Raw genomic sequence first — 19,105 nt, 5'->3', positions numbered from 1 at the left:
ACCGGCGGCGATTCTATCAGTCCGACAGCGTAACGGCATCTACGCGACGCTTTGCCGCGCCATACTGGCGCGCCGTATACTTCCTTGTTTATGCCCGCCAAGCGAGGCCGCAGTGGACAAGATCCTGATTCGTGGGGCACGTACCCACAACCTGAAGAACATCGACCTGACCCTGCCCCGGGACAAGCTGATCGTGATCACCGGCCTGTCCGGTTCCGGCAAGTCGTCCCTGGCGTTCGACACCCTCTACGCTGAAGGCCAGCGCCGCTACGTGGAATCGCTGTCGGCCTACGCCCGGCAGTTCCTGTCGATGATGGAAAAGCCTGACGTCGACACCATCGAAGGCCTGTCGCCGGCCATTTCCATCGAGCAGAAGTCGACCTCGCACAACCCACGTTCCACGGTCGGCACCATCACCGAAATCTACGACTACCTGCGCCTGCTGTATGCCCGCGTGGGTACGCCGCGCTGCCCGGACCACGATATCCCGCTAGAGGCGCAAACGATCAGCCAGATGGTCGACCTGGTGCTGGAGCGCCCGGAAGGCAGCAAGCTGATGCTGCTGGCGCCAGTGGTGCGCGAGCGCAAAGGTGAGCACCTGGCGGTGTTCGACGAACTGCGTGCCCAGGGCTTTGTACGTGCCCGGGTCAACGGCAAGCTCTACGAGCTGGACGAACTGCCCAAGCTCGACAAGCAGAAAAAGCACAGCATTGATGTCGTGGTGGACCGCTTCAAAGTGCGCGCCGACCTGCAACAGCGCCTGGCCGAATCGTTCGAGACCGCGCTCAAGCTGGCCGACGGTATCGCCTTGGTGGTACCGATGGACGACGAGCCAGGCGAAGAGATGATTTTCTCCGCGCGCTTCGCCTGCCCGGTCTGCGGCCATGCCATCAGTGAACTGGAGCCGAAGCTTTTCTCATTCAACAACCCTGCCGGTGCGTGCCCGACATGCGATGGCCTGGGCGTGAAGCAGTTCTTCGACACCAAGCGCCTGGTCAATGCCGAACTCACCTTGGCCGAAGGCGCAATCCGCGGCTGGGACCGGCGCAATGTGTACTACTTCCAGATGCTCGGTTCGCTGGCCGCGCATTACGGGTTCAGCCTGGAGGAGCCGTTCGGCGAGCTGTCGGCCGAACACCAGAAGGTGATCTTGCAAGGCAGTGGCAAGCAGAGTGTCGACTTCAAGTACCTCAACGACCGTGGCGATATCGTCAAGCGCTCGCACCCGTTCGAAGGCATCGTGCCGAACCTCGAGCGCCGCTACCGCGAGACCGAATCGGCCACCGTGCGTGAAGAACTGGCCAAGTTCCTCGGCACCCAGCCCTGCCCGGATTGCCGTGGTACCCGCCTGCGCCGCGAAGCACGCCATGTGTGGGTGGGCGAAAAAACGCTGCCGGCGGTCACCAACCTTCCGATCGGTGAAGCCAGCAGCTACTTCGGCGAGCTGACCCTGACTGGCCGCCGTGGCGAGATTGCCGCCAAGATCCTCAAGGAAATCTGCGAGCGCTTGCAGTTCCTGGTCAACGTCGGCCTTGACTACCTCACCCTCGACCGTAGCGCCGACACCCTGTCTGGTGGTGAAGCGCAGCGTATCCGCCTGGCCAGCCAGATTGGCGCCGGCCTGGTCGGAGTGATGTACATCCTCGATGAACCGTCCATCGGCCTTCATCAACGCGACAACGACCGCCTGCTGGCCACCCTCAACCACCTGCGTGATTTGGGCAACACGGTTATCGTGGTGGAGCACGACGAGGACGCCATTCGCTTGGCCGACTACGTGGTCGATATCGGCCCAGGGGCCGGCGTGCATGGTGGACAGATCGTCGCCGAGGGCTCGCCACAGGAGGTCATGGACCACCCTGACTCGTTAACCGGCAAGTACTTGTCCGGGCGCAAGAAGATCGTCGTGCCAGCCAAGCGCACGCCGCGCAACAAGAAGCTGCAACTCAAGCTCAAGGGTGCGCGTGGCAACAACCTGCAGAACGTCGACCTCGAAGTCCCCATCGGCCTGCTGACCTGCGTGACGGGGGTATCCGGCTCGGGCAAATCGACGCTGATCAACAACACCCTGTTCCCCTTGGCCGCTACGGCCCTCAATGGCGCAAGCAGCCTGGAAGCCGCACCGCACAGCAGCATGGATGGCCTGCAGCACCTGGATAAGGTGGTGGATATCGACCAGAGCCCGATCGGCCGCACTCCGCGCTCGAACCCGGCAACGTATACCGGTATTTTCACCCCTATCCGCGAGCTGTTCTCCGGGGTACCGGAGTCGCGCTCACGCGGCTATGGCCCGGGACGTTTCTCGTTCAACGTCAAGGGTGGCCGTTGCGAGGCCTGCCAAGGCGATGGCCTGATCAAGGTCGAGATGCACTTCCTGCCAGACATCTACGTGCCGTGCGACGTGTGCAAGAGCAAGCGCTACAACCGCGAAACACTGGAGATCAAGTACAAGGGCAAGAATATCCACGAGGTGCTGGAAATGACCATCGAGGATGCCCGCGAGTTCTTCGATGCGGTGCCAGCGCTGGCGCGCAAGCTGCAAACGCTGATGGATGTTGGCCTGTCGTACATCAAGCTGGGCCAGTCGGCGACCACCTTGTCTGGCGGCGAGGCGCAGCGCGTGAAGCTGTCTCGCGAGTTGTCCAAGCGCGATACCGGCAAAACCCTGTATATCCTGGATGAGCCAACCACGGGCCTGCACTTTGCCGATATTCAGCAGTTGCTGGACGTGCTGCATCGCCTGCGCGATCACGGCAATACCGTGGTGGTGATCGAGCACAACCTGGATGTGATCAAGACTGCTGACTGGCTGGTGGACCTGGGACCGGAAGGTGGTTCCAAAGGTGGGCAGATCATTGCCTGCGGTACCCCGGAAGAGCTGAGCGAGATGAAGCAGTCGTATACCGGGCATTACCTGAAACCGCTGCTGGAGCGGGACCGGGCCTAAGTGCCGCTGCAATGAAAAAGCCCCTGGTACCGTTGGTGCCAGGGGCTTTTTCTTGAGTGTGTGGATAACTTACATCTGCGACTGCAGGTAGTTCTCCAGGCCAATGGCCTTGATCAGGCCCTGCTGCTTCTCCAGCCAGTAGGTGTGATCTTCTTCGGTATCCGCCAGCTGCGCACGCAGGATGTCACGGCTGATGTAGTCCTTGTGCAGCTCGCACAGCTCGATGCCTTTGCACAGCGCACCGCGCACCTTGTACTCAAGCTTGAGGTCGGCCTCGATCATTTCCGGCACGGTGCTGCCGACTTCCAGGTCGTCTGCACGCATGTCAGGGGTACCTTCGAGCATCAGGATGCGACGCATCAGGGCATCCGCGTGCTGCGTCTCTTCTTCCATCTCGTGGTTGATACGCTCGTAGAGCTTGGTCAGGCCCCAGTCTTCGTACATGCGCGAATGAATGAAGTACTGGTCGCGTGCCGCCAATTCGCCCTTCAGCAACGTGACAAGGTAGTTGATTACGTCCGGGTGGCCTTGCATCGCCCTGCTTCTCCATATGAAAACGTCTATGGCACATAGTGTGAACCAGCTTTTGCCTGCGGTCACTGAAAAACGCGCAATAAGAAGCAAAAAATCGGTTAAACAGTAGTGATATTCATTGAAAAACCGCCCAAATGAGGGCGGTTCTTCTTATCACTTCGACTTAGGCGAGATTGATGCCCAGGGCCTTGGCGATCCCTTCTCCGTAGGCTGGGTCGGCCTTGAAGAAGTACTGCAACTGGCGTTGGATGACGTCTTCGCTGACACCCGCCATGGTTCCAGCGATGTTGCTGATCAGCAGGGCCTTTTGCTCATCACTCATCAGGCGGAACAGCGCGCCGGCGTGGCTGTAGTAGTCAGTGTCCTCGCGGTGATCGTAACGGTCGGCCGAACCATTCAGGGCCAATGCGGGCTCTGCGTGACGTGGCGACTGCTTCGGTGCCGCAGCGTAGCTGTTTGGTTCGTAGTTAGGCGCACTGCCATAGCTACCAGTGGCCATGGAGCCGTCGCGCTGGTAGCTGTTGACCGGGCAGCGTGGCGCATTCACCGGCAACTGTTGGTGGTTGGTACCCACACGGTAGCGGTGTGCGTCCGCGTAGGCGAATACGCGGCCCTGCAGCATGCGGTCTGGTGACAGGCCGACCCCCGGCACCATGTTGCTTGGCCCGAAGGCAGCCTGCTCGACTTCGGCGAAGTAGTTGAGCGGGTTACGGTTAAGCTCAAGCACGCCCACTTCGATTAACGGGTAGTCCTTTTGCGACCAGGTTTTGGTCACGTCGAACGGGTTCTCGTCGCGGCTCGCGGCCTCGGCTTCGCTCATCACCTGGATGCAGACAGTCCAGCGTGGGTAATCGCCTCGCTCAATGGCTTCGAACAGGTCGCGCTGGGCGTAGTCTGGGTCAGTACCTGCCAAACGTGCGGCATCTGCCGGGGCAAGGTTCTTGATGCCCTGCTGGGTCTTGAAGTGCCATTTGACCCAAGTACGCTCACCCTGGGCATTGATCAGGCTGTAGGTGTGGCTGCCAAAGCCGTGCATGTGGCGGTAGCCGTCCGGAATGCCACGGTCAGAGAACAGGATGGTGACCTGGTGCAGCGCCTCGGGCGAGTGCGACCAGAAATCCCACATCATCTGGGCGTTTTTCAGGTTGGACTGCGGGTGACGTTTCTGGGTGTGGATAAAGTCTGGGAACTTGAGCGGATCACGAATGAAGAACACTGGCGTGTTGTTACCCACGATGTCCCAGTTACCTTCCTCGGTGTAGAACTTGACGGCAAAACCGCGGGGGTCGCGCTCTGTGTCCGCAGAACCACGTTCGCCACCCACGGTAGAGAAGCGCAGAAATGTCTCGGTCTGCTTGCCAACCTGCTCGAACAGTTTGGCGCTGGTGTAACCGGTGATGTCGCGGGTTACGGTAAAAGTGCCATAGGCGCCCGAACCCTTCGCGTGTACCCGGCGCTCGGGGATGTTCTCACGGTTGAAATGGGCGAGCTTCTCGATCAGGTGGAAGTCGTCGAGCAGCAGCGGGCCGCGTGGGCCGGCGGAGCGGGAGTTCTGGTTGTCGGCTACAGGTGCACCGCTGGCGGTGGTGAGAATCTTGCTCATGGGCTCTCCTTATCGGTCTTGAAGCGCCGGCTAATCGGCTATGGAGAGAGTATTGACGAGCAAGGCTACAGGGACAAATTCATTAACTGACTTACATCAATAGAAATTAACAATACCATCAGCAACAAAAAACCGGGCACTAGGCCCGGTTTTTTGTAGCAGACAGAACGTCTTACTCAGCAGCTTCTACAGCACCGCCGACCGGACGATCAACCAGCTCAACGTACGCCATAGGGGCGTTGTCGCCAGCGCGGAAACCGCACTTCAGGATGCGCAGGTAGCCGCCCTGACGGGTGGCGTAACGCTTGCCCAGGTCGTTGAACAGTTTGCCAACAGCGGACTTCGAACGGGTACGGTCGAAGGCCAGACGACGGTTAGCAACGCTGTCTTCCTTGGCCAGGGTGATCAGCGGCTCGGCAACGCGGCGCAGTTCCTTGGCTTTCGGCAGGGTGGTTTTGATCAGCTCGTGCTCGATCAGCGACACTGCCATGTTCTGGAACATAGCCTTGCGGTGAGAGCTGGTACGGCTCAGGTGACGTCCACTTTTACGATGACGCATGATTCATTCCTTACCAAACACTACGTTCGGTGATTACGACGATCAGGCGGTCGCCTTGTCGTCTTTCTTAAGACTTGCAGGCGGCCAGTTGTCGAGGCGCATGCCGAGAGACAGACCACGAGAGGCCAGGACGTCCTTGATTTCAGTCAGGGACTTCTTGCCCAGGTTAGGAGTCTTCAACAGCTCTACTTCGGTACGCTGAATCAGGTCGCCGATGTAGTAGATGTTCTCCGCCTTGAGGCAGTTGGCCGAACGTACAGTCAGTTCCAGGTCGTCAACCGGACGCAGCAGGATCGGATCGATCTCGTCTTCCTGCTCGACTACGACAGGCTCGCTGTCACCTTTGAGGTCGACGAACGCGGCCAACTGCTGTTGCAGGATGGTCGCAGCGCGGCGGATTGCCTCTTCAGGGTCCAGGGTGCCGTTGGTTTCCAGATCAATGACCAGTTTGTCCAGGTTGGTACGCTGCTCAACACGGGCGTTCTCGACCACATAGGCGATACGACGCACCGGGCTGAACGAAGCGTCCAACTGCAGACGGCCAATGCTACGGCTTTCGTCTTCGTCGGTTTGACGGGAGTCAGCCGGCTCGTAACCACGACCACGAGCTACAGTGAGCTTCATGTTCAGGGCGCCGTTCGACGCCAGGTTCGCGATTACGTGATCGGGGTTGACGATCTCGACATCGTGATCCAGCTGAATATCGGCAGCGGTAACCACCCCCGAACCCTTTTTCGACAAGGTCAGCGTAACTTCGTCACGACCGTGCAGTTTGATAGCCAGGCCTTTCAGGTTCAACAGGATTTCAATGACGTCTTCCTGAACACCTTCGATCGCGGAGTACTCGTGGAGTACGCCATCGATCTCGGCCTCGACTACTGCACAGCCAGGCATGGAGGACAACAGGATGCGGCGCAGCGCGTTGCCCAGGGTATGGCCGAAACCACGCTCGAGAGGCTCGAGCGTAATCTTGGCGCGGGTCGGACTGACTACCTGCACATCAATGTGGCGGGGAGTCAGGAACTCATTTACCGAAATCTGCATGGATGCACCTATTTTCTAGCCCTTACTTGGAGTAGAGCTCGACAATCAGGTTCTCGTTGATGTCGGCAGACAGGTCGCTGCGAGCAGGAACGTTCTTGAAAACGCCCGACTTTTTAGCAGCATCCACGTCAACCCACTCAACGCGGCCACGCTGGGCGCACAGTTCAAGGGCTTGAACAATGCGCAGCTGGCTCAGCGATTTCTCGCGAACCGCGACCACGTCACCCGGACGAACTTGGTAGGATGGAATGTTTACAGTCTTACCGTTGACGCTGATCGCTTTGTGCGAAACCAGCTGACGCGACTCGGAACGAGTCGAGCCGAAGCCCATACGGTAGACGACGTTATCCAGACGGCACTCGAGCAGTTGCAGCAGGTTCTCACCGGTTGCGCCTTTTTTCGAGGCAGCAGCTTGGTAGTAACCGCGGAACTGACGCTCCAGAACACCGTAGATACGACGGACTTTTTGTTTCTCACGCAGCTGGGTGCCGTAGTCAGACTGACGGCCACGGCGCTGGCCGTGGATACCTGGGGCTGCTTCGATGTTGCACTTCGATTCCAGAGCGCGAACGCCGCTCTTCAGGAACAGGTCAGTGCCTTCACGACGAGACAGTTTGCATTTTGGACCAATGTAACGTGCCATTCTTCTGTCTCCTGATTACACGCGACGCTTCTTCGGCGGACGGCACCCGTTGTGCGGGATTGGCGTCACGTCGGTGATGCTGGCGATCTTGTAGCCGCAGCTGTTCAATGCACGAACGGCGGACTCACGACCTGGACCTGGACCCTTGACGTTAACGTCGAGGTTCTTCAGACCGTATTCCAGCGCAGCTTGACCAGCACGCTCAGCAGCGATCTGAGCTGCGAACGGGGTGGATTTGCGCGAACCACGGAAACCCGAACCACCGGAGGTCGCCCAGGACAAAGCATTGCCCTGACGGTCGGTGATGGTCACGATGGTGTTGTTGAAAGAGGCATGGATGTGGGCGATGCCATCAACCACTGTCTTTTTGACTTTCTTACGAGGACGAGCAGCAGGTTTTGCCATGTCTATATTCCTGGGCGATTACTTGCGGATCGGCTTACGCGGGCCCTTACGGGTGCGTGCGTTGGTCTTGGTGCGCTGACCGCGAACCGGCAGACCTTTACGATGACGCAGGCCGCGGTAGCAACCCAGGTCCATCAAGCGCTTGATCTTCATGTTGATGTCACGACGCAGGTCACCTTCGGTGGTGAACTTCGCGACTTCGCCACGCAGGGTTTCGATTTGCTCGTCGCTCAGATCCTTGATCTTAGCGGCTGGATTTACACCAGCGTCTGCACAGATCTTCTGTGCAGTTGTGCGACCGACACCATAGATGTAGGTCAGCGAGATAACAGTATGCTTGTTATCTGGAATGTTGACGCCTGCAATACGGGCCATTCAGTGGGACTCCAATTGACAGCTACCTACGCCCCGGAAGCCAAGAAATAGGGCGCGAGATAATATCGCTGTAGAAACGAATAATCAACCCAGCAGCACACTAGCTGCTGGGTTTGAAGCGCAGATCACACTCAGCCTTGGCGCTGTTTGTGACGCGGTTCCGCGCTGCAGATCACTCGTACGACGCCTTCGCGACGGATGATCTTGCAGTTACGGCACAGCTTTTTCACCGATGCACGAACTTTCATTACCGACTCCTCGAACCTTAGGGGCGTATCAGCGCAGCAGACCGCTGCCACCGTAGCCTTTCAGGTTGGCTTTCTTCATCAGGGATTCGTACTGGTGCGAAACGAGGTGCGATTGTACTTGGGACATGAAGTCCATCACAACCACTACCACAATCAGCAACGAGGTCCCGCCAAGGTAGAACGGCACATTTGCTGCCACCACCAGGAACTGGGGCAGAAGGCAGACGGCCATCATGTAAAGAGCACCGAACATGGTCAGACGAGTCAGAACGCCATCAATGTAGCGTGCCGACTGCTCACCAGGACGGATACCCGGAATAAAGGCACCGGACTTCTTCAGGTTTTCCGCTACGTCTTTCGGGTTGAACATCAACGCTGTGTAGAAGAAGCAGAAGAAAATGATCCCTGCACTAAACAGCAGAATGTTCAACGGCTGACCAGGAGCGATCGACTGCGAGATGTCCTGCAGCCAGCCCATACCTTCGGACTGACCGAACCAGGCACCCAGCGAAGCCGGGAACAGCAAAATGCTGCTCGCGAAAATGGCCGGGATAACCCCCGCCATGTTCACTTTCAACGGCAAGTGGCTGGTCTGCGCAGCAAAGACCTTGCGGCCCTGCTGACGCTTGGCGTAGTGAACAGCGATACGACGCTGACCACGCTCAATGAACACCACGAAACCGATAATCGCTACTGCCAGCAAACCGATAGCGACCAGGGCGAAAATGTTGATATCGCCTGTGCGTGCAGACTCGAAAGACTGCCCGATTGCTCTCGGAAGACCGGCAACGATACCTGCGAAGATCAACATCGAGATACCGTTGCCCACACCGCGCTCGGTGATCTGCTCGCCCAGCCACATCATGAACATCGCGCCCGCCACGAAGGTGGAGACGGCAACGACATGGAAGCCCAGGCCTACAGAAAACGCCACGCCCTGGTTGGCCAGGCCAATGGACATGCCAATGGCTTGAACCAGTGCCAGGATAACGGTGCCGTAGCGGGTGTACTGGCTGATCTTGCGACGGCCAGCTTCACCTTCCTTCTTCAACTGCTCCAGTTGCGGGCTGACCGCCGTCATCAGCTGCATGATGATCGATGCCGAGATGTACGGCATGATCCCCAGTGCAAAGATGCTCATGCGCTCAAGCGCGCCACCGGAAAACATGTTGAACAAGCTAAGAATGGTCCCCTCATTCTGCCGAAACAGATCCGCCAGACGGTCCGGATTGATGCCGGGAACCGGGATATGCGCACCTATCCGATAGACGATGATCGCCATGAACAGAAAGCGCAGACGAGCCCAGAGTTCCGACATCCCGCCCTTACCGAGCGAAGAGAGAGCACCTTGCTTAGCCATTTATTCCTCGAATTTGCCGCCAGCTGCTTCGATAGCCGCACGCGCACCCTTGGTGGCTGCGATGCCCTTGATGGTGACTGCGCGAGTAACTTCGCCAGACAGCATGATTTTCACACGCTGAATGTGCTGGTTGATCACGTTGGCATCCTTCAGGGATTGCACGGAGATCACGTCGCCTTCCACTTTGGCCAGCTCGGACAGACGCACTTCGGCGCGGTCCATGGCTTTCAGGGAAACGAAGCCGAACTTCGGCAGACGACGGTGCAGCGGCTGTTGACCGCCTTCGAAGCCAGGAGCGATCGAACCACCCGAACGGGAAGTCTGACCTTTGTGGCCACGGCCGCCGGTCTTACCCAGACCGCTACCGATACCACGACCTGGACGATGCTTCTCGCGACGGGAACCCGGCGCTGGACTCAGATCATTGAGTTTCATCGATTAACCCTCGACCTTCAGCATGTAGTAAGCCTTGTTGATCATCCCGCGGTTCTCGGGAGTATCCTGGACTTCTACAGTGTGACCGATGCGACGCAGACCCAGGCCTTTAACGCACAGCTTGTGGTTAGGCAGACGGCCCGAGACGCTCTTGATCAGCGTTACTTTTACGGTTGCCATGATCAGAAGATCTCCTCGACGCTCTTGCCGCGCTTGGCAGCAATGGATTCAGGAGATTGCATGGCTTTCAGACCCTTGAAAGTGGCGTAAACCACGTTCACTGGGTTGGTCGAACCGTAGCACTTGGCCAGAACGTTCTGAACACCAGCAACTTCCAGGACAGCACGCATTGCGCCACCGGCAATGATACCGGTACCTTCCGAGGCAGGCTGCATGTAAACCTTCGAGGCGCCGTGGGCAGCCTTGGTGGCGTACTGCAGGGTGGTGCCCTTCAGGTCAACCTGGATCATGTTGCGGCGAGCAGCTTCCATGGCTTTCTGGATCGCGGCTGGTACTTCGCGCGATTTGCCACGGCCGAAGCCAACACGACCTTTACCATCACCTACCACGGTCAGCGCGGTGAAGGTGAAGATACGGCCGCCTTTTACGGTTTTGGCAACGCGGTTAACTTGAACCAGCTTCTCGATGTAGCCTTCGTCGCGCTTTTGATCGTTATTTGCCATAACTTAGAACTCCAGCCCGCCTTCACGAGCAGCATCAGCCAGCGCTTTGACGCGGCCATGGTACTTGAAGCCGGAACGGTCAAAGGCAACTTGAGATACACCGGCGGCTTTCGCACGCTCAGCTACCAGCTTGCCAACCTTAGTGGCCGCGTCGATGTTGCCAGTGGCGCCATCACGCAGTTCTTTGTCCAAGGTCGAGGCGCTTGCCAGAACCTTGCTGCCGTCGGCCGAAATGACCTGGGCGTAGATGTGCTGCGAGGAGCGGAACACGCACAGGCGCACGACTTCGAGTTCGTGCATCTTGAGACGTGCTTTGCGAGCGCGACGCAGTCGGATAACTTTTTTGTCGGTCATTTGCTAGGCCCTACTTCTTCTTGGCTTCTTTACGACGGACTACTTCGTCCGCGTAACGCACACCCTTGCCTTTGTAAGGCTCTGGCGGACGGAAGTCGCGGATTTCAGCGGCCACCTGACCCACCAGCTGCTTGTCGATACCCTTGATCAGGATGTCGGTCTGGCTTGGGGTTTCAGCGGTGATACCGGCTGGCAGTTCGTAGTCCACTGGGTGCGAGAAGCCCAGAGCCAGGTTCAGAACGGTGCCTTTAGCCTGTGCCTTGTAACCAACACCGACCAGCTGGAGCTTACGCTCGAAGCCTTGGCTTACGCCTTGGACCATGTTGTTCACCAGAGCGCGGGTGGTACCGGCCATGGCGCGAGCTTGCTGGTCACCGTTGCGAGCGACGAAACGCAGCTCGCCAGACTCTTCGGTAACTTCAACAGACGAGTGAACGTTCAGTTCGAGAGTGCCTTTGGCACCCTTCACCGAAAGCTGCTGGCCGGCGAATTTGACTTCGACGCCTGCTGGCAGCTTAACGGGGTTCTTAGCGACGCGAGACATGCCTATCTCCCCTTAGAACACTGTGCACAGAACTTCGCCGCCGACACCGGCAGCGCGCGCAGCGCGATCAGTCATCACACCTTTGTTGGTGGAGACGATAGACACGCCCAGGCCGCCACGTACTTTCGGCAGTTCTGCGACGGACTTGTACTGGCGCAGGCCAGGACGGCTGGAACGCTTCAGTTCCTCGATGACCGGACGGCCTTCGAAGTACTTCAGCTCGATCGACAGGGAAGGCTTGGCCTCACCAGTAACCTGGTAGCCAGCGATGTAACCTTCGTCTTTCAGAACTTTGGCAACCGCGACCTTCAGGGTGGAGGAAGGCATGCTTACGACGGACTTTTCAGCCATCTGGGCATTACGGATGCGAGTTAGCATGTCCGCTAACGGGTCCTGCATACTCATGGGCTAGATGCTCCTGATACAAGAATTATTAGCCTTGCGGCTATCACAACCACCCAAGCAGGCAGGGCAAAAAACCCAGGCTCAGGTGAGCCGGTCATTCTAGACACAAGGCAGAAACGAAACAAGCCCCATATAGGGGCTTGTTTGTTGGCAAGGTCACCGGCGGTCGGAAGATTGCTCCCCTTGCGCCAGGATCCAGCCTGCAGCGATTACCAGGAGGCCTTGACCAGACCTGGTACGTCACCGCGCATTGCAGCTTGACGCAGCATGTTACGGCCCAGGCCGAACTTACGGTATACACCGTGAGGACGACCGGTCAGGCGGCAACGGTTGCGCAGGCGCGAGGCGCTAGCATCACGTGGCTGCTTCTGCAGAGCGACAACGGCAGCGAAACGCTCTTCTGGAGAGGCGTTAACGTTGACGATGGTCGCTTTCAGCTCAGCACGCTTCTTAGCGAACTTGGCTACCGTGAGCTGACGCTTCAGCTCGCGGTTTTTCATGCTCTTCTTGGCCATTTTCCTACTCCAATCAGTTGCGGAACGGGAACTTGAAAGCACGCAGCAGAGCGCGGCCTTCGTCGTCCGAACGAGCAGTGGTGGTCAGGGTGATGTCCAAACCGCGCAGAGCATCGATCTTGTCGTAGTCGATTTCCGGGAAGATGATCTGCTCTTTCACGCCCATGCTGTAGTTGCCACGACCATCAAAGGACTTGGCATTCAGGCCGCGGAAGTCGCGAACCCGAGGCAGGGAGATCGCCAGCAGGCGGTCCAGGAATTCGTACATCTTGTCGCTACGCAGAGTCACCTTGACACCGATCGGCCAGCCTTCGCGGACTTTGAAGCCAGCGATGGATTTGCGAGCGAAAGTCACAACCGGCTTTTGACCGGTGATCTTTTCCAGGTCGGCAACAGCGTGCTCGATGACTTTCTTGTCGCCGATCGCTTCGCCCAGACCCATGTTCAGGGTGATTTTGGTAACGCGCGGAACTTCCATCACGTTCGACAGCTTAAGTTCTTCCTTAAGCTTAGGAGCGATTTCGTTCCGGTAAATCTCTTTCAGTCGTGCCATGGTCTTCTACCTAGCAGTGTTCAAGCATCAACCGCTTTTTGGGTCGACTTGAAGACACGAATTTTTTTACCGTCTTCTACTTTGAAACCAACGCGGTCAGCCTTGTTGGTTTCGCCGTTGAAGATGGCAACGTTGGAAGCGTGCAGAGGCGCTTCTTTCTCGACGATACCGCCCTGTACGCCCGCCATCGGGTTAGGCTTGGTATGACGCTTGACCAGGTTCACACCACCAACGACCAGACGGTCGTCAGCCAGAACCTTCAGCACCTTACCGCGCTTACCTTTGTCTTTGCCGGCGATCACGATGATCTCGTCGTCACGACGAATCTTTTGCATGTCGGATCTCCTTACAGCACTTCAGGGGCGAGCGAGACGATCTTCATGAACTTCTCAGTACGAAGTTCACGGGTCACTGGCCCGAAGATGCGAGTGCCGATCGGCTCTTGCTTGTTGTTCAGCAGAACAGCAGCGTTGCCGTCGAAACGAATGATGGAACCGTCAGCGCGACGAACACCGTGACGGGTGCGCACGACAACAGCAGTCATCACTTGGCCTTTTTTGACCTTACCGCGTGGAATTGCTTCCTTGACGGTAACCTTGATGATGTCACCGATGCCGGCGTAACGACGGTGCGAACCGCCGAGCACCTTGATGCACATGACGCGACGAGCGCCGCTGTTATCGGCCACATCGAGCATGGATTGAGTCTGAATCATAAAATTTCTCCGACCCCTAGCCCTTAGACTTCAACAGCGCGTTCGAGGACTTCAACCAGTGCCCAGGACTTGGTCTTGGCCAGCGGACGGGTTTCACGGATGGAAACCTTGTCGCCGATCTTGCACTGGTTGGCTTCGTCGTGCGCGTGCAGCTTAGTCGAACGCTTAACGTATTTACCGTAGATCGGGTGCTTTACGCGACGCTCGATCAGAACGGTGATGGTCTTGTCCATTTTGTCGCTGACGACACGGCCAGTCAGCGTACGGACGGTTTTTTCAGCTTCAGCCATGATCACTTACCTGCCTGCTGGTTGAGCACAGTTTTCACGCGAGCGATGTCACGCTTAACTTGCGAGAGCAGGTGCGACTGCCCCAACTGGCCAGTTGCTTTCTGCATACGCAGATTGAACTGGTCGCGCAGCAAGCCGAGCAGTTGCTCGTTCAGTTGCTGTGCCGATTTTTCACGAAGTTCATTCGCTTTCATCACATCACCGTCCGCTTAACAAAGGAGGTGGCGAGAGGCAGCTTTGCAGCAGCCAGGGCGAATGCTTCGCGCGCCAGCTCTTCAGAAACACCCTCGATCTCGTACAGGACTTTACCTGGCTGGATCTGGGCAACCCAGTATTCCACGGAACCCTTACCTTTACCCATACGAACCTCAAGAGGTTTCTTGGAGATCGGCTTGTCCGGGAACACACGGATCCAGATCTTACCGCCACGTTTAACGTGACGGGTCAGCGCACGACGTGCGGACTCGATCTGGCGAGCGGTGAGGCGACCGCGAGCAACAGCTTTCAGGGCGAACTCGCCGAAGCTGACTTTGCTACCGCGCAGTGCCAGACCACGGTTGTGGCCAGTCATCTGCTTGCGGAATTTTGTACGCTTTGGTTGCAACATTTGGCGTACCCCTTACTTAGCAGCTTTTTTACGAGGCGCTGGTGCTTGTGGTTTCAGTTCTTCTTGGCGACCACCAATAACTTCGCCTTTGAAGATCCAAACCTTCACACCGATCACACCGTAAGTGGTGTGAGCTTCGTAGGTGTTGTAGTCGATATCGGCACGCAGGGTGTGCAGCGGCACACGACCTTCGCGATACCACTCGGTACGAGCAATCTCAGCACCGCCGAGACGACCGCTCACCTGGATCTTGATGCCCTTGGCACCAATACGCATGGCGTTCTGTACGGCGCGCTTCATGGCGCGACGGAACATTACGCGGCGTTCCAGCTGCTGAGCTACGCTCTGCGCAACCAGCATAGCGTCGAGTTCCGGCTTGCGGATCTCTTCGATGTTGATGTGCACAGGCACACCCATCTGCTTGGTCAGGTCCTGACGCAGCTTCTCGACATCTTCACCTTTCTTCCCGATAACGATACCTGGACGAGCGGTGTGGATGGTGATGCGTGCAGTTTGAGCCGGACGATGAATATCGATACGGCTTACGGACGCGCTTTTTAGTTTGTCTTGGAGGTACTCACGCGTTTTCAGATCCTTCAACAGGTAATCTGCGTAAGTAGCACCGTCTGCGTACCAGACGGAGGTGTGCTCCTTGACGATTCCCAGGCGAATGCCAGTGGGATGTACTTTCTGACCCATCTGATCGACTCCGTTACTTGTCCGCAACCTTGACAGTGATATGGCAAGACCGCTTGACGATGCGATCAGCACGGCCTTTGGCACGTGGCATGATGCGCTTCAGCGAACGCCCTTCGTTGACGAAGACGGTGGAGACCTTCAGGTCATCAACGTCTGCGCCTTCGTTGTGTTCGGCGTTGGCTACGGCCGACTCGAGGACTTTCTTCATGATTTCAGCGGCTTTTTTGCTGCTGAAGGCCAACAGGTTGAGCGCTTCGCCCACCTTCTTCCCGCGGATCTGGTCGGCGACCAAGCGGGCTTTCTGGGCGGAGATTCGAGCGCCCGACAACTTAGCGGCTACTTCCATTTCCTTACCCCTTAACGCTTGGCTTTCTTGTCAGCCACGTGCCCGCGATAGGTGCGGGTACCGGCGAACTCGCCCAGTTTGTGGCCGACCATGTCTTCGTTCACCAGAACTGGGACATGTTGACGACCGTTGTGTACCGCGATGGTCAGACCGACCATTTGTGGCAGGATCATCGAACGGCGCGACCAGGTTTTAACTGGCTTGCGATCGTTCTTCTCCACCGCCACTTCGACCTTCTTCAGCAGGTGAAGATCGATAAAAGGACCTTTTTTCAGAGAACGTGGCACTGTCGTATCCCTCTAGTTACTTGCGACGACGGACGATCATGTTGTCGGTACGCTTATTACCACGGGTTTTAGCACCCTTGGTTGGGAAGCCCCATGGCGATACCGGATGACGACCACCGGAGGTACGACCTTCACCACCACCGTGTGGGTGGTCAACCGGGTTCATGGCAACACCACGAACGGTTGGGCGAACGCCGCGCCAGCGTTTGGCACCAGCTTTACCCAGCGAACGCAGGCTGTGCTCGGAGTTCGAGACTTCGCCCAGGGTCGCACGGCACTCAGCCAGGACTTTACGCATTTCACCAGAGCGCAGACGCAGGGTCACGTAGACACCTTCGCGAGCGATCAGCTGAGCCGAAGCACCAGCGGAACGAGCGATCTGAGCACCTTTACCCGGCTTCAGTTCGATGCCGTGAATGGTGGAACCTACTGGAATGTTGCGCAGCTGCAGGGAGTTACCGGCCTTGATTGGGGCCAGGGCACCTGCGATCAGCTGGTCGCCAGCGCTCACGCCTTTAGGGGCGATGATGTAGCGACGCTCACCGTCTGCGTAGCACAGCAGGGCGATGTGAGCAGTACGGTTCGGGTCGTATTCGATACGCTCGACAGTGGCTGGGATGCCATCTTTGTCGTTGCGACGGAAGTCGACCAGACGGTAATGCTGCTTATGACCACCACCAACGTGACGAGTGGTAATGCGGCCATTGTTGTTACGACCACCAGACTTCGATTTTTTCTCGATCAGCGGTGCGTGAGGAGCGCCTTTGTGCAGCTCCTTGTTGACCACCTTGACCACGAAACGGCGGCCAGGGGAAGTCGGTTTGCATTTAACGATTGCCATGATGCACCCCTTCCTTACTCAGCACTGCTGCTGAAATCGAGATCTTGGCCTGGCTGAAGGGAGACGATCGCCTTCTTCCAGTCATTACGCTTGCCCAGACCACGTGCGGTACGCTTGGTTTTACCCAGAACGTTAACAGTCGACACGTTTTCAACTTTTACGTTGAACAGGCCTTCGACAGCTTTCTTGATTTCCAGCTTGGTTGCGTCAGTAGCAACCTTGAATACGAACTGGCCTTTTTTCTCAGCCAGAACGGTAGCCTTCTCGGAAACGTGCGGGCCAAGGAGGACTTTGAATACGCGTTCCTGGTTCATCCCAGCAGCTCCTCGAATTTCTTCACGGCCGAGACAGTGATCAACACTTTCTCGTATGCGATCAGACTGACCGGGTCGGAACCTTGAACGTCACGTACGTCGACGTGCGGCAGGTTGCGAGCAGCCAGGTACAGGTTCTGATCAACAGCGTCGGAAACGATCAATACATCGCTCAGACCCATGCCGTTCAGCTTGTTCAGCAGATCTTTGGTTTTCGGTGCTTCGACAGCGAAGTCCTGAACCACGACCAGACGGTCGCTACGCACCAGCTCAGCGAGGATGGAGCGCAGGGCAGCGCGGTACATCTTCTTGTTGAGCTTCTGCGAGTGATCTTGAGGGCGAGCTGCGAAGGTTACACCACCGCCACGCCAGATCGGACCACGAGTGGTACCAGCACGAGCACGGCCAGTACCCTTCTGACGCCATGGGCGCTTACCGCCACCAGCCACGTCGGAACGGGTCTTTTGCTGCTTGGTGCCCTGACGGCCGCCGGCCATGTAGGCCACGACTGCTTGGTGTACCAGCGTCTCGTTGAATTCGCCACCGAAAGTCAGTTCGGAAACTTCGATCGCCTGAGCGTCATTTACATTGAGTTGCATGTCAGTTTCCCCTTAACCGCGAGCCTTGACAGCTGGACGTACAACCACGTCGCCGCCAGTAGCGCCAGGAACGGCACCCTTGACCAGCAGCAGGTTGCGTTCAGCGTCTACGCGAACTACTTCCAGGGACTGAACAGTCACGCGCTCGGCGCCCATGTGACCGGACATTTTCTTGCCCTTGAACACACGACCAGGAGTCTGGCACTGGCCGATGGAACCAGGAACACGGTGCGACACGGAGTTACCGTGGGTGTTGTCCTGACCACGGAAGTTCCAGCGCTTGATGGTACCGGCGAAGCCTTTACCTTTGGACTGACCAGTAACGTCTACCAGCTGGCCTGCAGTGAAGAGTTCAGCTTTGATCAGATCGCCAGCCTGGAAATCGCCTTCTTCAAGACGGAACTCCCAGACACCGCGACCAGCGGCAACGTTAGCCTTGGCGAAGTGACCTGCCTGAGCGGCAGTCACACGCGAAGCACGACGCTCGCCGACAGTGACTTGCACTGCACGGTAGCCATCGGTTTCTTCAGTTTTGAACTGGGTGACACGATTCGGCTCGATCTCAATGACCGTGACCGGAATGGAGACACCTTCTTCGGTGAAAATGCGGGTCATACCGCACTTGCGACCGATTACACCAATAGTCATGTTGTAAACCTCATGAGTGTACGGGGCTTTCACCCGCTATGGCCGCCCATTTCAGAGCGTTACACGACTAGACCGAAGTCTTAGCCGAGGCTGATCTGTACTTCCACACCTGCCGCCAGATCAAGCTTCATCAGCGCGTCAACGGTTTTATCCGTTGGCTGGACGATGTCCAGAACACGCTTATGAGTGCGAATCTCGTACTGGTCACGCGCGTCTTTGTTGACGTGCGGGGAGACCAGAACGGTGAAACGCTCTTTGCGGGTAGGCAGTGGAATTGGACCACGCACTTGTGCACCAGTACGTTTCGCGGTTTCCACGATTTCCTGGGTGGATTGGTCGATCAGGCGATGGTCGAAAGCCTTCAACCTGATACGGATTTGCTGATTTTGCATTGGATTTCAGACTCCAGGCTGTTCCCAACGGACGCACTACGCCCGCTAAAAGGAGGCGTGATTCTATAGACGCCCCAATTTAGTGTCAACCCAATAAAAAAAACCCCCGCTGAGCGGGGGTTTTTTCAATCGGTCGAGTGATTACTCGATGATTTTGGCC

The 19,105-nt window shown here is 57.3% G+C and carries 31 protein-coding genes; 1 reads left to right on the top strand and 30 read right to left on the bottom strand.

Annotated features, from left to right (window positions below):
- The first annotated feature begins 112 nt into the window (after positions 1–112).
- On the top strand, positions 113–2,947 hold the full coding sequence (gene uvrA, locus PM2_RS13270) for an excinuclease ABC subunit UvrA (RefSeq protein WP_028699112.1): 2,835 nt from the start codon (positions 113–115) through the stop codon (positions 2,945–2,947).
- Between the two features lie 69 nt (positions 2,948–3,016).
- On the opposite strand, the gene bfr is transcribed toward uvrA, so the two are convergent.
- The 30 genes from bfr to rpsJ all read right to left on the bottom strand — a co-directional run bounded on the left by bfr (position 3,017) and on the right by rpsJ (position 18,945).
- Complete coding sequence (gene bfr / locus PM2_RS13265) at positions 3,017–3,481, bottom strand: bacterioferritin (protein WP_016715322.1); 465 nt, start codon at positions 3,479–3,481, stop codon at positions 3,017–3,019.
- A gap of 163 nt (positions 3,482–3,644) precedes the next feature.
- On the bottom strand, positions 3,645–5,084 hold the full coding sequence (locus PM2_RS13260; RefSeq protein WP_016715321.1) for a catalase: 1,440 nt from the start codon (positions 5,082–5,084) through the stop codon (positions 3,645–3,647).
- 172 nt (positions 5,085–5,256) lie between these two features.
- Positions 5,257–5,643: a 50S ribosomal protein L17 gene (rplQ, locus tag PM2_RS13255; RefSeq protein WP_003255451.1), complete on the bottom strand. Its 387-nt coding sequence runs from the start codon at positions 5,641–5,643 to the stop codon at positions 5,257–5,259.
- Positions 5,644–5,685: 42 nt separating this feature from the next.
- Positions 5,686–6,687 carry a DNA-directed RNA polymerase subunit alpha gene (locus PM2_RS13250; RefSeq protein ID WP_003255452.1) on the bottom strand — a complete coding sequence of 334 codons (1,002 nt, stop codon included), beginning with the start codon at positions 6,685–6,687 and terminating at the stop codon, positions 5,686–5,688.
- A gap of 22 nt (positions 6,688–6,709) precedes the next feature.
- Positions 6,710–7,330, bottom strand: coding sequence for a 30S ribosomal protein S4 (rpsD, locus tag PM2_RS13245; RefSeq protein WP_009681977.1), 621 nt, complete (start codon positions 7,328–7,330; stop codon positions 6,710–6,712).
- 15 nt (positions 7,331–7,345) lie between these two features.
- Positions 7,346–7,735: a 30S ribosomal protein S11 gene (gene rpsK / locus PM2_RS13240; RefSeq protein WP_003255454.1), complete on the bottom strand. Its 390-nt coding sequence runs from the start codon at positions 7,733–7,735 to the stop codon at positions 7,346–7,348.
- A gap of 18 nt (positions 7,736–7,753) precedes the next feature.
- Positions 7,754–8,110, bottom strand: coding sequence for a 30S ribosomal protein S13 (gene rpsM, locus PM2_RS13235; RefSeq protein ID WP_003255457.1), 357 nt, complete (start codon positions 8,108–8,110; stop codon positions 7,754–7,756).
- A 131-nt stretch (positions 8,111–8,241) separates the two neighbouring features.
- Positions 8,242–8,358 (bottom strand): 50S ribosomal protein L36, encoded by a 117-nt coding sequence (gene rpmJ / locus PM2_RS13230; RefSeq protein WP_002555468.1) that lies wholly within the window; start codon positions 8,356–8,358, stop codon positions 8,242–8,244.
- Positions 8,359–8,386: 28 nt separating this feature from the next.
- Positions 8,387–9,718: a preprotein translocase subunit SecY gene (secY, locus tag PM2_RS13225; protein ID WP_003257108.1), complete on the bottom strand. Its 1,332-nt coding sequence runs from the start codon at positions 9,716–9,718 to the stop codon at positions 8,387–8,389.
- Positions 9,719–10,153: a 50S ribosomal protein L15 gene (rplO, locus tag PM2_RS13220; protein WP_003255461.1), complete on the bottom strand. Its 435-nt coding sequence runs from the start codon at positions 10,151–10,153 to the stop codon at positions 9,719–9,721. It abuts the gene before it with no gap.
- A 3-nt stretch (positions 10,154–10,156) separates the two neighbouring features.
- Positions 10,157–10,333 (bottom strand): 50S ribosomal protein L30, encoded by a 177-nt coding sequence (rpmD, locus tag PM2_RS13215; RefSeq protein WP_003255463.1) that lies wholly within the window; start codon positions 10,331–10,333, stop codon positions 10,157–10,159.
- A gap of 2 nt (positions 10,334–10,335) precedes the next feature.
- Positions 10,336–10,836 carry a 30S ribosomal protein S5 gene (rpsE, locus tag PM2_RS13210; protein WP_003255465.1) on the bottom strand — a complete coding sequence of 167 codons (501 nt, stop codon included), beginning with the start codon at positions 10,834–10,836 and terminating at the stop codon, positions 10,336–10,338.
- A gap of 3 nt (positions 10,837–10,839) precedes the next feature.
- Positions 10,840–11,190: a 50S ribosomal protein L18 gene (rplR, locus tag PM2_RS13205; RefSeq protein WP_009681973.1), complete on the bottom strand. Its 351-nt coding sequence runs from the start codon at positions 11,188–11,190 to the stop codon at positions 10,840–10,842.
- 10 nt (positions 11,191–11,200) lie between these two features.
- A complete protein-coding gene (gene rplF, locus PM2_RS13200; RefSeq protein ID WP_009681972.1) occupies positions 11,201–11,734 on the bottom strand; it encodes a 50S ribosomal protein L6 in 534 nt (177 codons plus the stop codon).
- A 12-nt stretch (positions 11,735–11,746) separates the two neighbouring features.
- Positions 11,747–12,139, bottom strand: a complete 393-nt coding sequence (gene rpsH / locus PM2_RS13195) for a 30S ribosomal protein S8 (RefSeq protein ID WP_009681971.1) — start codon at positions 12,137–12,139, stop codon at positions 11,747–11,749.
- Between the two features lie 209 nt (positions 12,140–12,348).
- Positions 12,349–12,654 carry a 30S ribosomal protein S14 gene (gene rpsN / locus PM2_RS13190; protein WP_009681970.1) on the bottom strand — a complete coding sequence of 102 codons (306 nt, stop codon included), beginning with the start codon at positions 12,652–12,654 and terminating at the stop codon, positions 12,349–12,351.
- A gap of 13 nt (positions 12,655–12,667) precedes the next feature.
- Entirely contained in the window at positions 12,668–13,207 is a 540-nt protein-coding gene (gene rplE / locus PM2_RS13185) for a 50S ribosomal protein L5 (protein ID WP_003255474.1), read from the bottom strand.
- Between the two features lie 20 nt (positions 13,208–13,227).
- The gene (rplX, locus tag PM2_RS13180) at positions 13,228–13,542 is read right to left on the bottom strand and encodes a 50S ribosomal protein L24 (protein WP_016715319.1); all 315 of its coding nucleotides are present in this window, start codon (positions 13,540–13,542) and stop codon (positions 13,228–13,230) included.
- 11 nt (positions 13,543–13,553) lie between these two features.
- On the bottom strand, positions 13,554–13,922 hold the full coding sequence (rplN, locus tag PM2_RS13175) for a 50S ribosomal protein L14 (protein ID WP_002555479.1): 369 nt from the start codon (positions 13,920–13,922) through the stop codon (positions 13,554–13,556).
- Positions 13,923–13,945: 23 nt separating this feature from the next.
- A complete protein-coding gene (rpsQ, locus tag PM2_RS13170; protein WP_003255478.1) occupies positions 13,946–14,212 on the bottom strand; it encodes a 30S ribosomal protein S17 in 267 nt (88 codons plus the stop codon).
- A gap of 2 nt (positions 14,213–14,214) precedes the next feature.
- Positions 14,215–14,406, bottom strand: a complete 192-nt coding sequence (gene rpmC, locus PM2_RS13165; RefSeq protein ID WP_002555481.1) for a 50S ribosomal protein L29 — start codon at positions 14,404–14,406, stop codon at positions 14,215–14,217.
- The gene (rplP, locus tag PM2_RS13160) at positions 14,406–14,819 is read right to left on the bottom strand and encodes a 50S ribosomal protein L16 (RefSeq protein ID WP_003255479.1); all 414 of its coding nucleotides are present in this window, start codon (positions 14,817–14,819) and stop codon (positions 14,406–14,408) included. The genes rpmC and rplP overlap by 1 nt, the downstream gene beginning before the upstream one ends.
- Positions 14,820–14,831: 12 nt before the next feature.
- A complete protein-coding gene (gene rpsC / locus PM2_RS13155; protein WP_003255481.1) occupies positions 14,832–15,518 on the bottom strand; it encodes a 30S ribosomal protein S3 in 687 nt (228 codons plus the stop codon).
- A 13-nt stretch (positions 15,519–15,531) separates the two neighbouring features.
- A complete protein-coding gene (gene rplV / locus PM2_RS13150) occupies positions 15,532–15,864 on the bottom strand; it encodes a 50S ribosomal protein L22 (RefSeq protein WP_003103908.1) in 333 nt (110 codons plus the stop codon).
- A gap of 11 nt (positions 15,865–15,875) precedes the next feature.
- On the bottom strand, positions 15,876–16,151 hold the full coding sequence (rpsS, locus tag PM2_RS13145; protein WP_003255482.1) for a 30S ribosomal protein S19: 276 nt from the start codon (positions 16,149–16,151) through the stop codon (positions 15,876–15,878).
- Positions 16,152–16,167: 16 nt separating this feature from the next.
- Entirely contained in the window at positions 16,168–16,992 is an 825-nt protein-coding gene (gene rplB / locus PM2_RS13140; protein ID WP_003255483.1) for a 50S ribosomal protein L2, read from the bottom strand.
- Positions 16,993–17,006: 14 nt separating this feature from the next.
- Complete coding sequence (gene rplW, locus PM2_RS13135; protein ID WP_003255484.1) at positions 17,007–17,306, bottom strand: 50S ribosomal protein L23; 300 nt, start codon at positions 17,304–17,306, stop codon at positions 17,007–17,009.
- The gene (gene rplD / locus PM2_RS13130; protein ID WP_003255485.1) at positions 17,303–17,905 is read right to left on the bottom strand and encodes a 50S ribosomal protein L4; all 603 of its coding nucleotides are present in this window, start codon (positions 17,903–17,905) and stop codon (positions 17,303–17,305) included. Before rplD ends, rplW begins: the two co-directional genes overlap by 4 nt.
- Positions 17,906–17,917: 12 nt before the next feature.
- A complete protein-coding gene (rplC, locus tag PM2_RS13125) occupies positions 17,918–18,553 on the bottom strand; it encodes a 50S ribosomal protein L3 (RefSeq protein ID WP_003257089.1) in 636 nt (211 codons plus the stop codon).
- Between the two features lie 80 nt (positions 18,554–18,633).
- A complete protein-coding gene (gene rpsJ / locus PM2_RS13120) occupies positions 18,634–18,945 on the bottom strand; it encodes a 30S ribosomal protein S10 (RefSeq protein WP_003186070.1) in 312 nt (103 codons plus the stop codon).
- Between the last annotated feature and the right edge of the window lie 160 nt (positions 18,946–19,105).

It is taken from the genome of Pseudomonas monteilii NBRC 103158 = DSM 14164 (assembly GCF_000730605.1).
Classification (GTDB): domain Bacteria; phylum Pseudomonadota; class Gammaproteobacteria; order Pseudomonadales; family Pseudomonadaceae; genus Aquipseudomonas; species Aquipseudomonas monteilii.
Note: the sequence above shows the minus strand (reverse complement) of the source record. Positions and strands in the feature narration are given on the sequence as shown.

What these genes read in the sequence shown, in the direction of transcription:
- bfr (WP_016715322.1), bottom strand. Translation starts at nt 3,481, where the DNA reads ATGCAAGGCCACCCGGACGTAATCAACTACCTTGTCACGTTGCTGAAG.
- PM2_RS13260 (WP_016715321.1), bottom strand. Translation starts at nt 5,084, where the DNA reads ATGAGCAAGATTCTCACCACCGCCAGCGGTGCACCTGTAGCCGACAAC.
- rplQ (WP_003255451.1), bottom strand. Translation starts at nt 5,643, where the DNA reads ATGCGTCATCGTAAAAGTGGACGTCACCTGAGCCGTACCAGCTCTCAC.
- PM2_RS13250 (WP_003255452.1), bottom strand. Translation starts at nt 6,687, where the DNA reads ATGCAGATTTCGGTAAATGAGTTCCTGACTCCCCGCCACATTGATGTG.
- rpsD (WP_009681977.1), bottom strand. Translation starts at nt 7,330, where the DNA reads ATGGCACGTTACATTGGTCCAAAATGCAAACTGTCTCGTCGTGAAGGC.
- rpsK (WP_003255454.1), bottom strand. Translation starts at nt 7,735, where the DNA reads ATGGCAAAACCTGCTGCTCGTCCTCGTAAGAAAGTCAAAAAGACAGTG.
- rpsM (WP_003255457.1), bottom strand. Translation starts at nt 8,110, where the DNA reads ATGGCCCGTATTGCAGGCGTCAACATTCCAGATAACAAGCATACTGTT.
- rpmJ (WP_002555468.1), bottom strand. Translation starts at nt 8,358, where the DNA reads ATGAAAGTTCGTGCATCGGTGAAAAAGCTGTGCCGTAACTGCAAGATC.
- secY (WP_003257108.1), bottom strand. Translation starts at nt 9,718, where the DNA reads ATGGCTAAGCAAGGTGCTCTCTCTTCGCTCGGTAAGGGCGGGATGTCG.
- rplO (WP_003255461.1), bottom strand. Translation starts at nt 10,153, where the DNA reads ATGAAACTCAATGATCTGAGTCCAGCGCCGGGTTCCCGTCGCGAGAAG.
- rpmD (WP_003255463.1), bottom strand. Translation starts at nt 10,333, where the DNA reads ATGGCAACCGTAAAAGTAACGCTGATCAAGAGCGTCTCGGGCCGTCTG.
- rpsE (WP_003255465.1), bottom strand. Translation starts at nt 10,836, where the DNA reads ATGGCAAATAACGATCAAAAGCGCGACGAAGGCTACATCGAGAAGCTG.
- rplR (WP_009681973.1), bottom strand. Translation starts at nt 11,190, where the DNA reads ATGACCGACAAAAAAGTTATCCGACTGCGTCGCGCTCGCAAAGCACGT.
- rplF (WP_009681972.1), bottom strand. Translation starts at nt 11,734, where the DNA reads ATGTCTCGCGTCGCTAAGAACCCCGTTAAGCTGCCAGCAGGCGTCGAA.
- rpsH (WP_009681971.1), bottom strand. Translation starts at nt 12,139, where the DNA reads ATGAGTATGCAGGACCCGTTAGCGGACATGCTAACTCGCATCCGTAAT.
- rpsN (WP_009681970.1), bottom strand. Translation starts at nt 12,654, where the DNA reads ATGGCCAAGAAGAGCATGAAAAACCGCGAGCTGAAGCGTCAGCTCACG.
- rplE (WP_003255474.1), bottom strand. Translation starts at nt 13,207, where the DNA reads ATGGCACGACTGAAAGAGATTTACCGGAACGAAATCGCTCCTAAGCTT.
- rplX (WP_016715319.1), bottom strand. Translation starts at nt 13,542, where the DNA reads ATGCAAAAGATTCGTCGTGACGACGAGATCATCGTGATCGCCGGCAAA.
- rplN (WP_002555479.1), bottom strand. Translation starts at nt 13,922, where the DNA reads ATGATTCAGACTCAATCCATGCTCGATGTGGCCGATAACAGCGGCGCT.
- rpsQ (WP_003255478.1), bottom strand. Translation starts at nt 14,212, where the DNA reads ATGGCTGAAGCTGAAAAAACCGTCCGTACGCTGACTGGCCGTGTCGTC.
- rpmC (WP_002555481.1), bottom strand. Translation starts at nt 14,406, where the DNA reads ATGAAAGCGAATGAACTTCGTGAAAAATCGGCACAGCAACTGAACGAG.
- rplP (WP_003255479.1), bottom strand. Translation starts at nt 14,819, where the DNA reads ATGTTGCAACCAAAGCGTACAAAATTCCGCAAGCAGATGACTGGCCAC.
- rpsC (WP_003255481.1), bottom strand. Translation starts at nt 15,518, where the DNA reads ATGGGTCAGAAAGTACATCCCACTGGCATTCGCCTGGGAATCGTCAAG.
- rplV (WP_003103908.1), bottom strand. Translation starts at nt 15,864, where the DNA reads ATGGAAGTAGCCGCTAAGTTGTCGGGCGCTCGAATCTCCGCCCAGAAA.
- rplB (WP_003255483.1), bottom strand. Translation starts at nt 16,992, where the DNA reads ATGGCAATCGTTAAATGCAAACCGACTTCCCCTGGCCGCCGTTTCGTG.
- rplW (WP_003255484.1), bottom strand. Translation starts at nt 17,306, where the DNA reads ATGAACCAGGAACGCGTATTCAAAGTCCTCCTTGGCCCGCACGTTTCC.
- rplD (WP_003255485.1), bottom strand. Translation starts at nt 17,905, where the DNA reads ATGCAACTCAATGTAAATGACGCTCAGGCGATCGAAGTTTCCGAACTG.
- rplC (WP_003257089.1), bottom strand. Translation starts at nt 18,553, where the DNA reads ATGACTATTGGTGTAATCGGTCGCAAGTGCGGTATGACCCGCATTTTC.
- rpsJ (WP_003186070.1), bottom strand. Translation starts at nt 18,945, where the DNA reads ATGCAAAATCAGCAAATCCGTATCAGGTTGAAGGCTTTCGACCATCGC.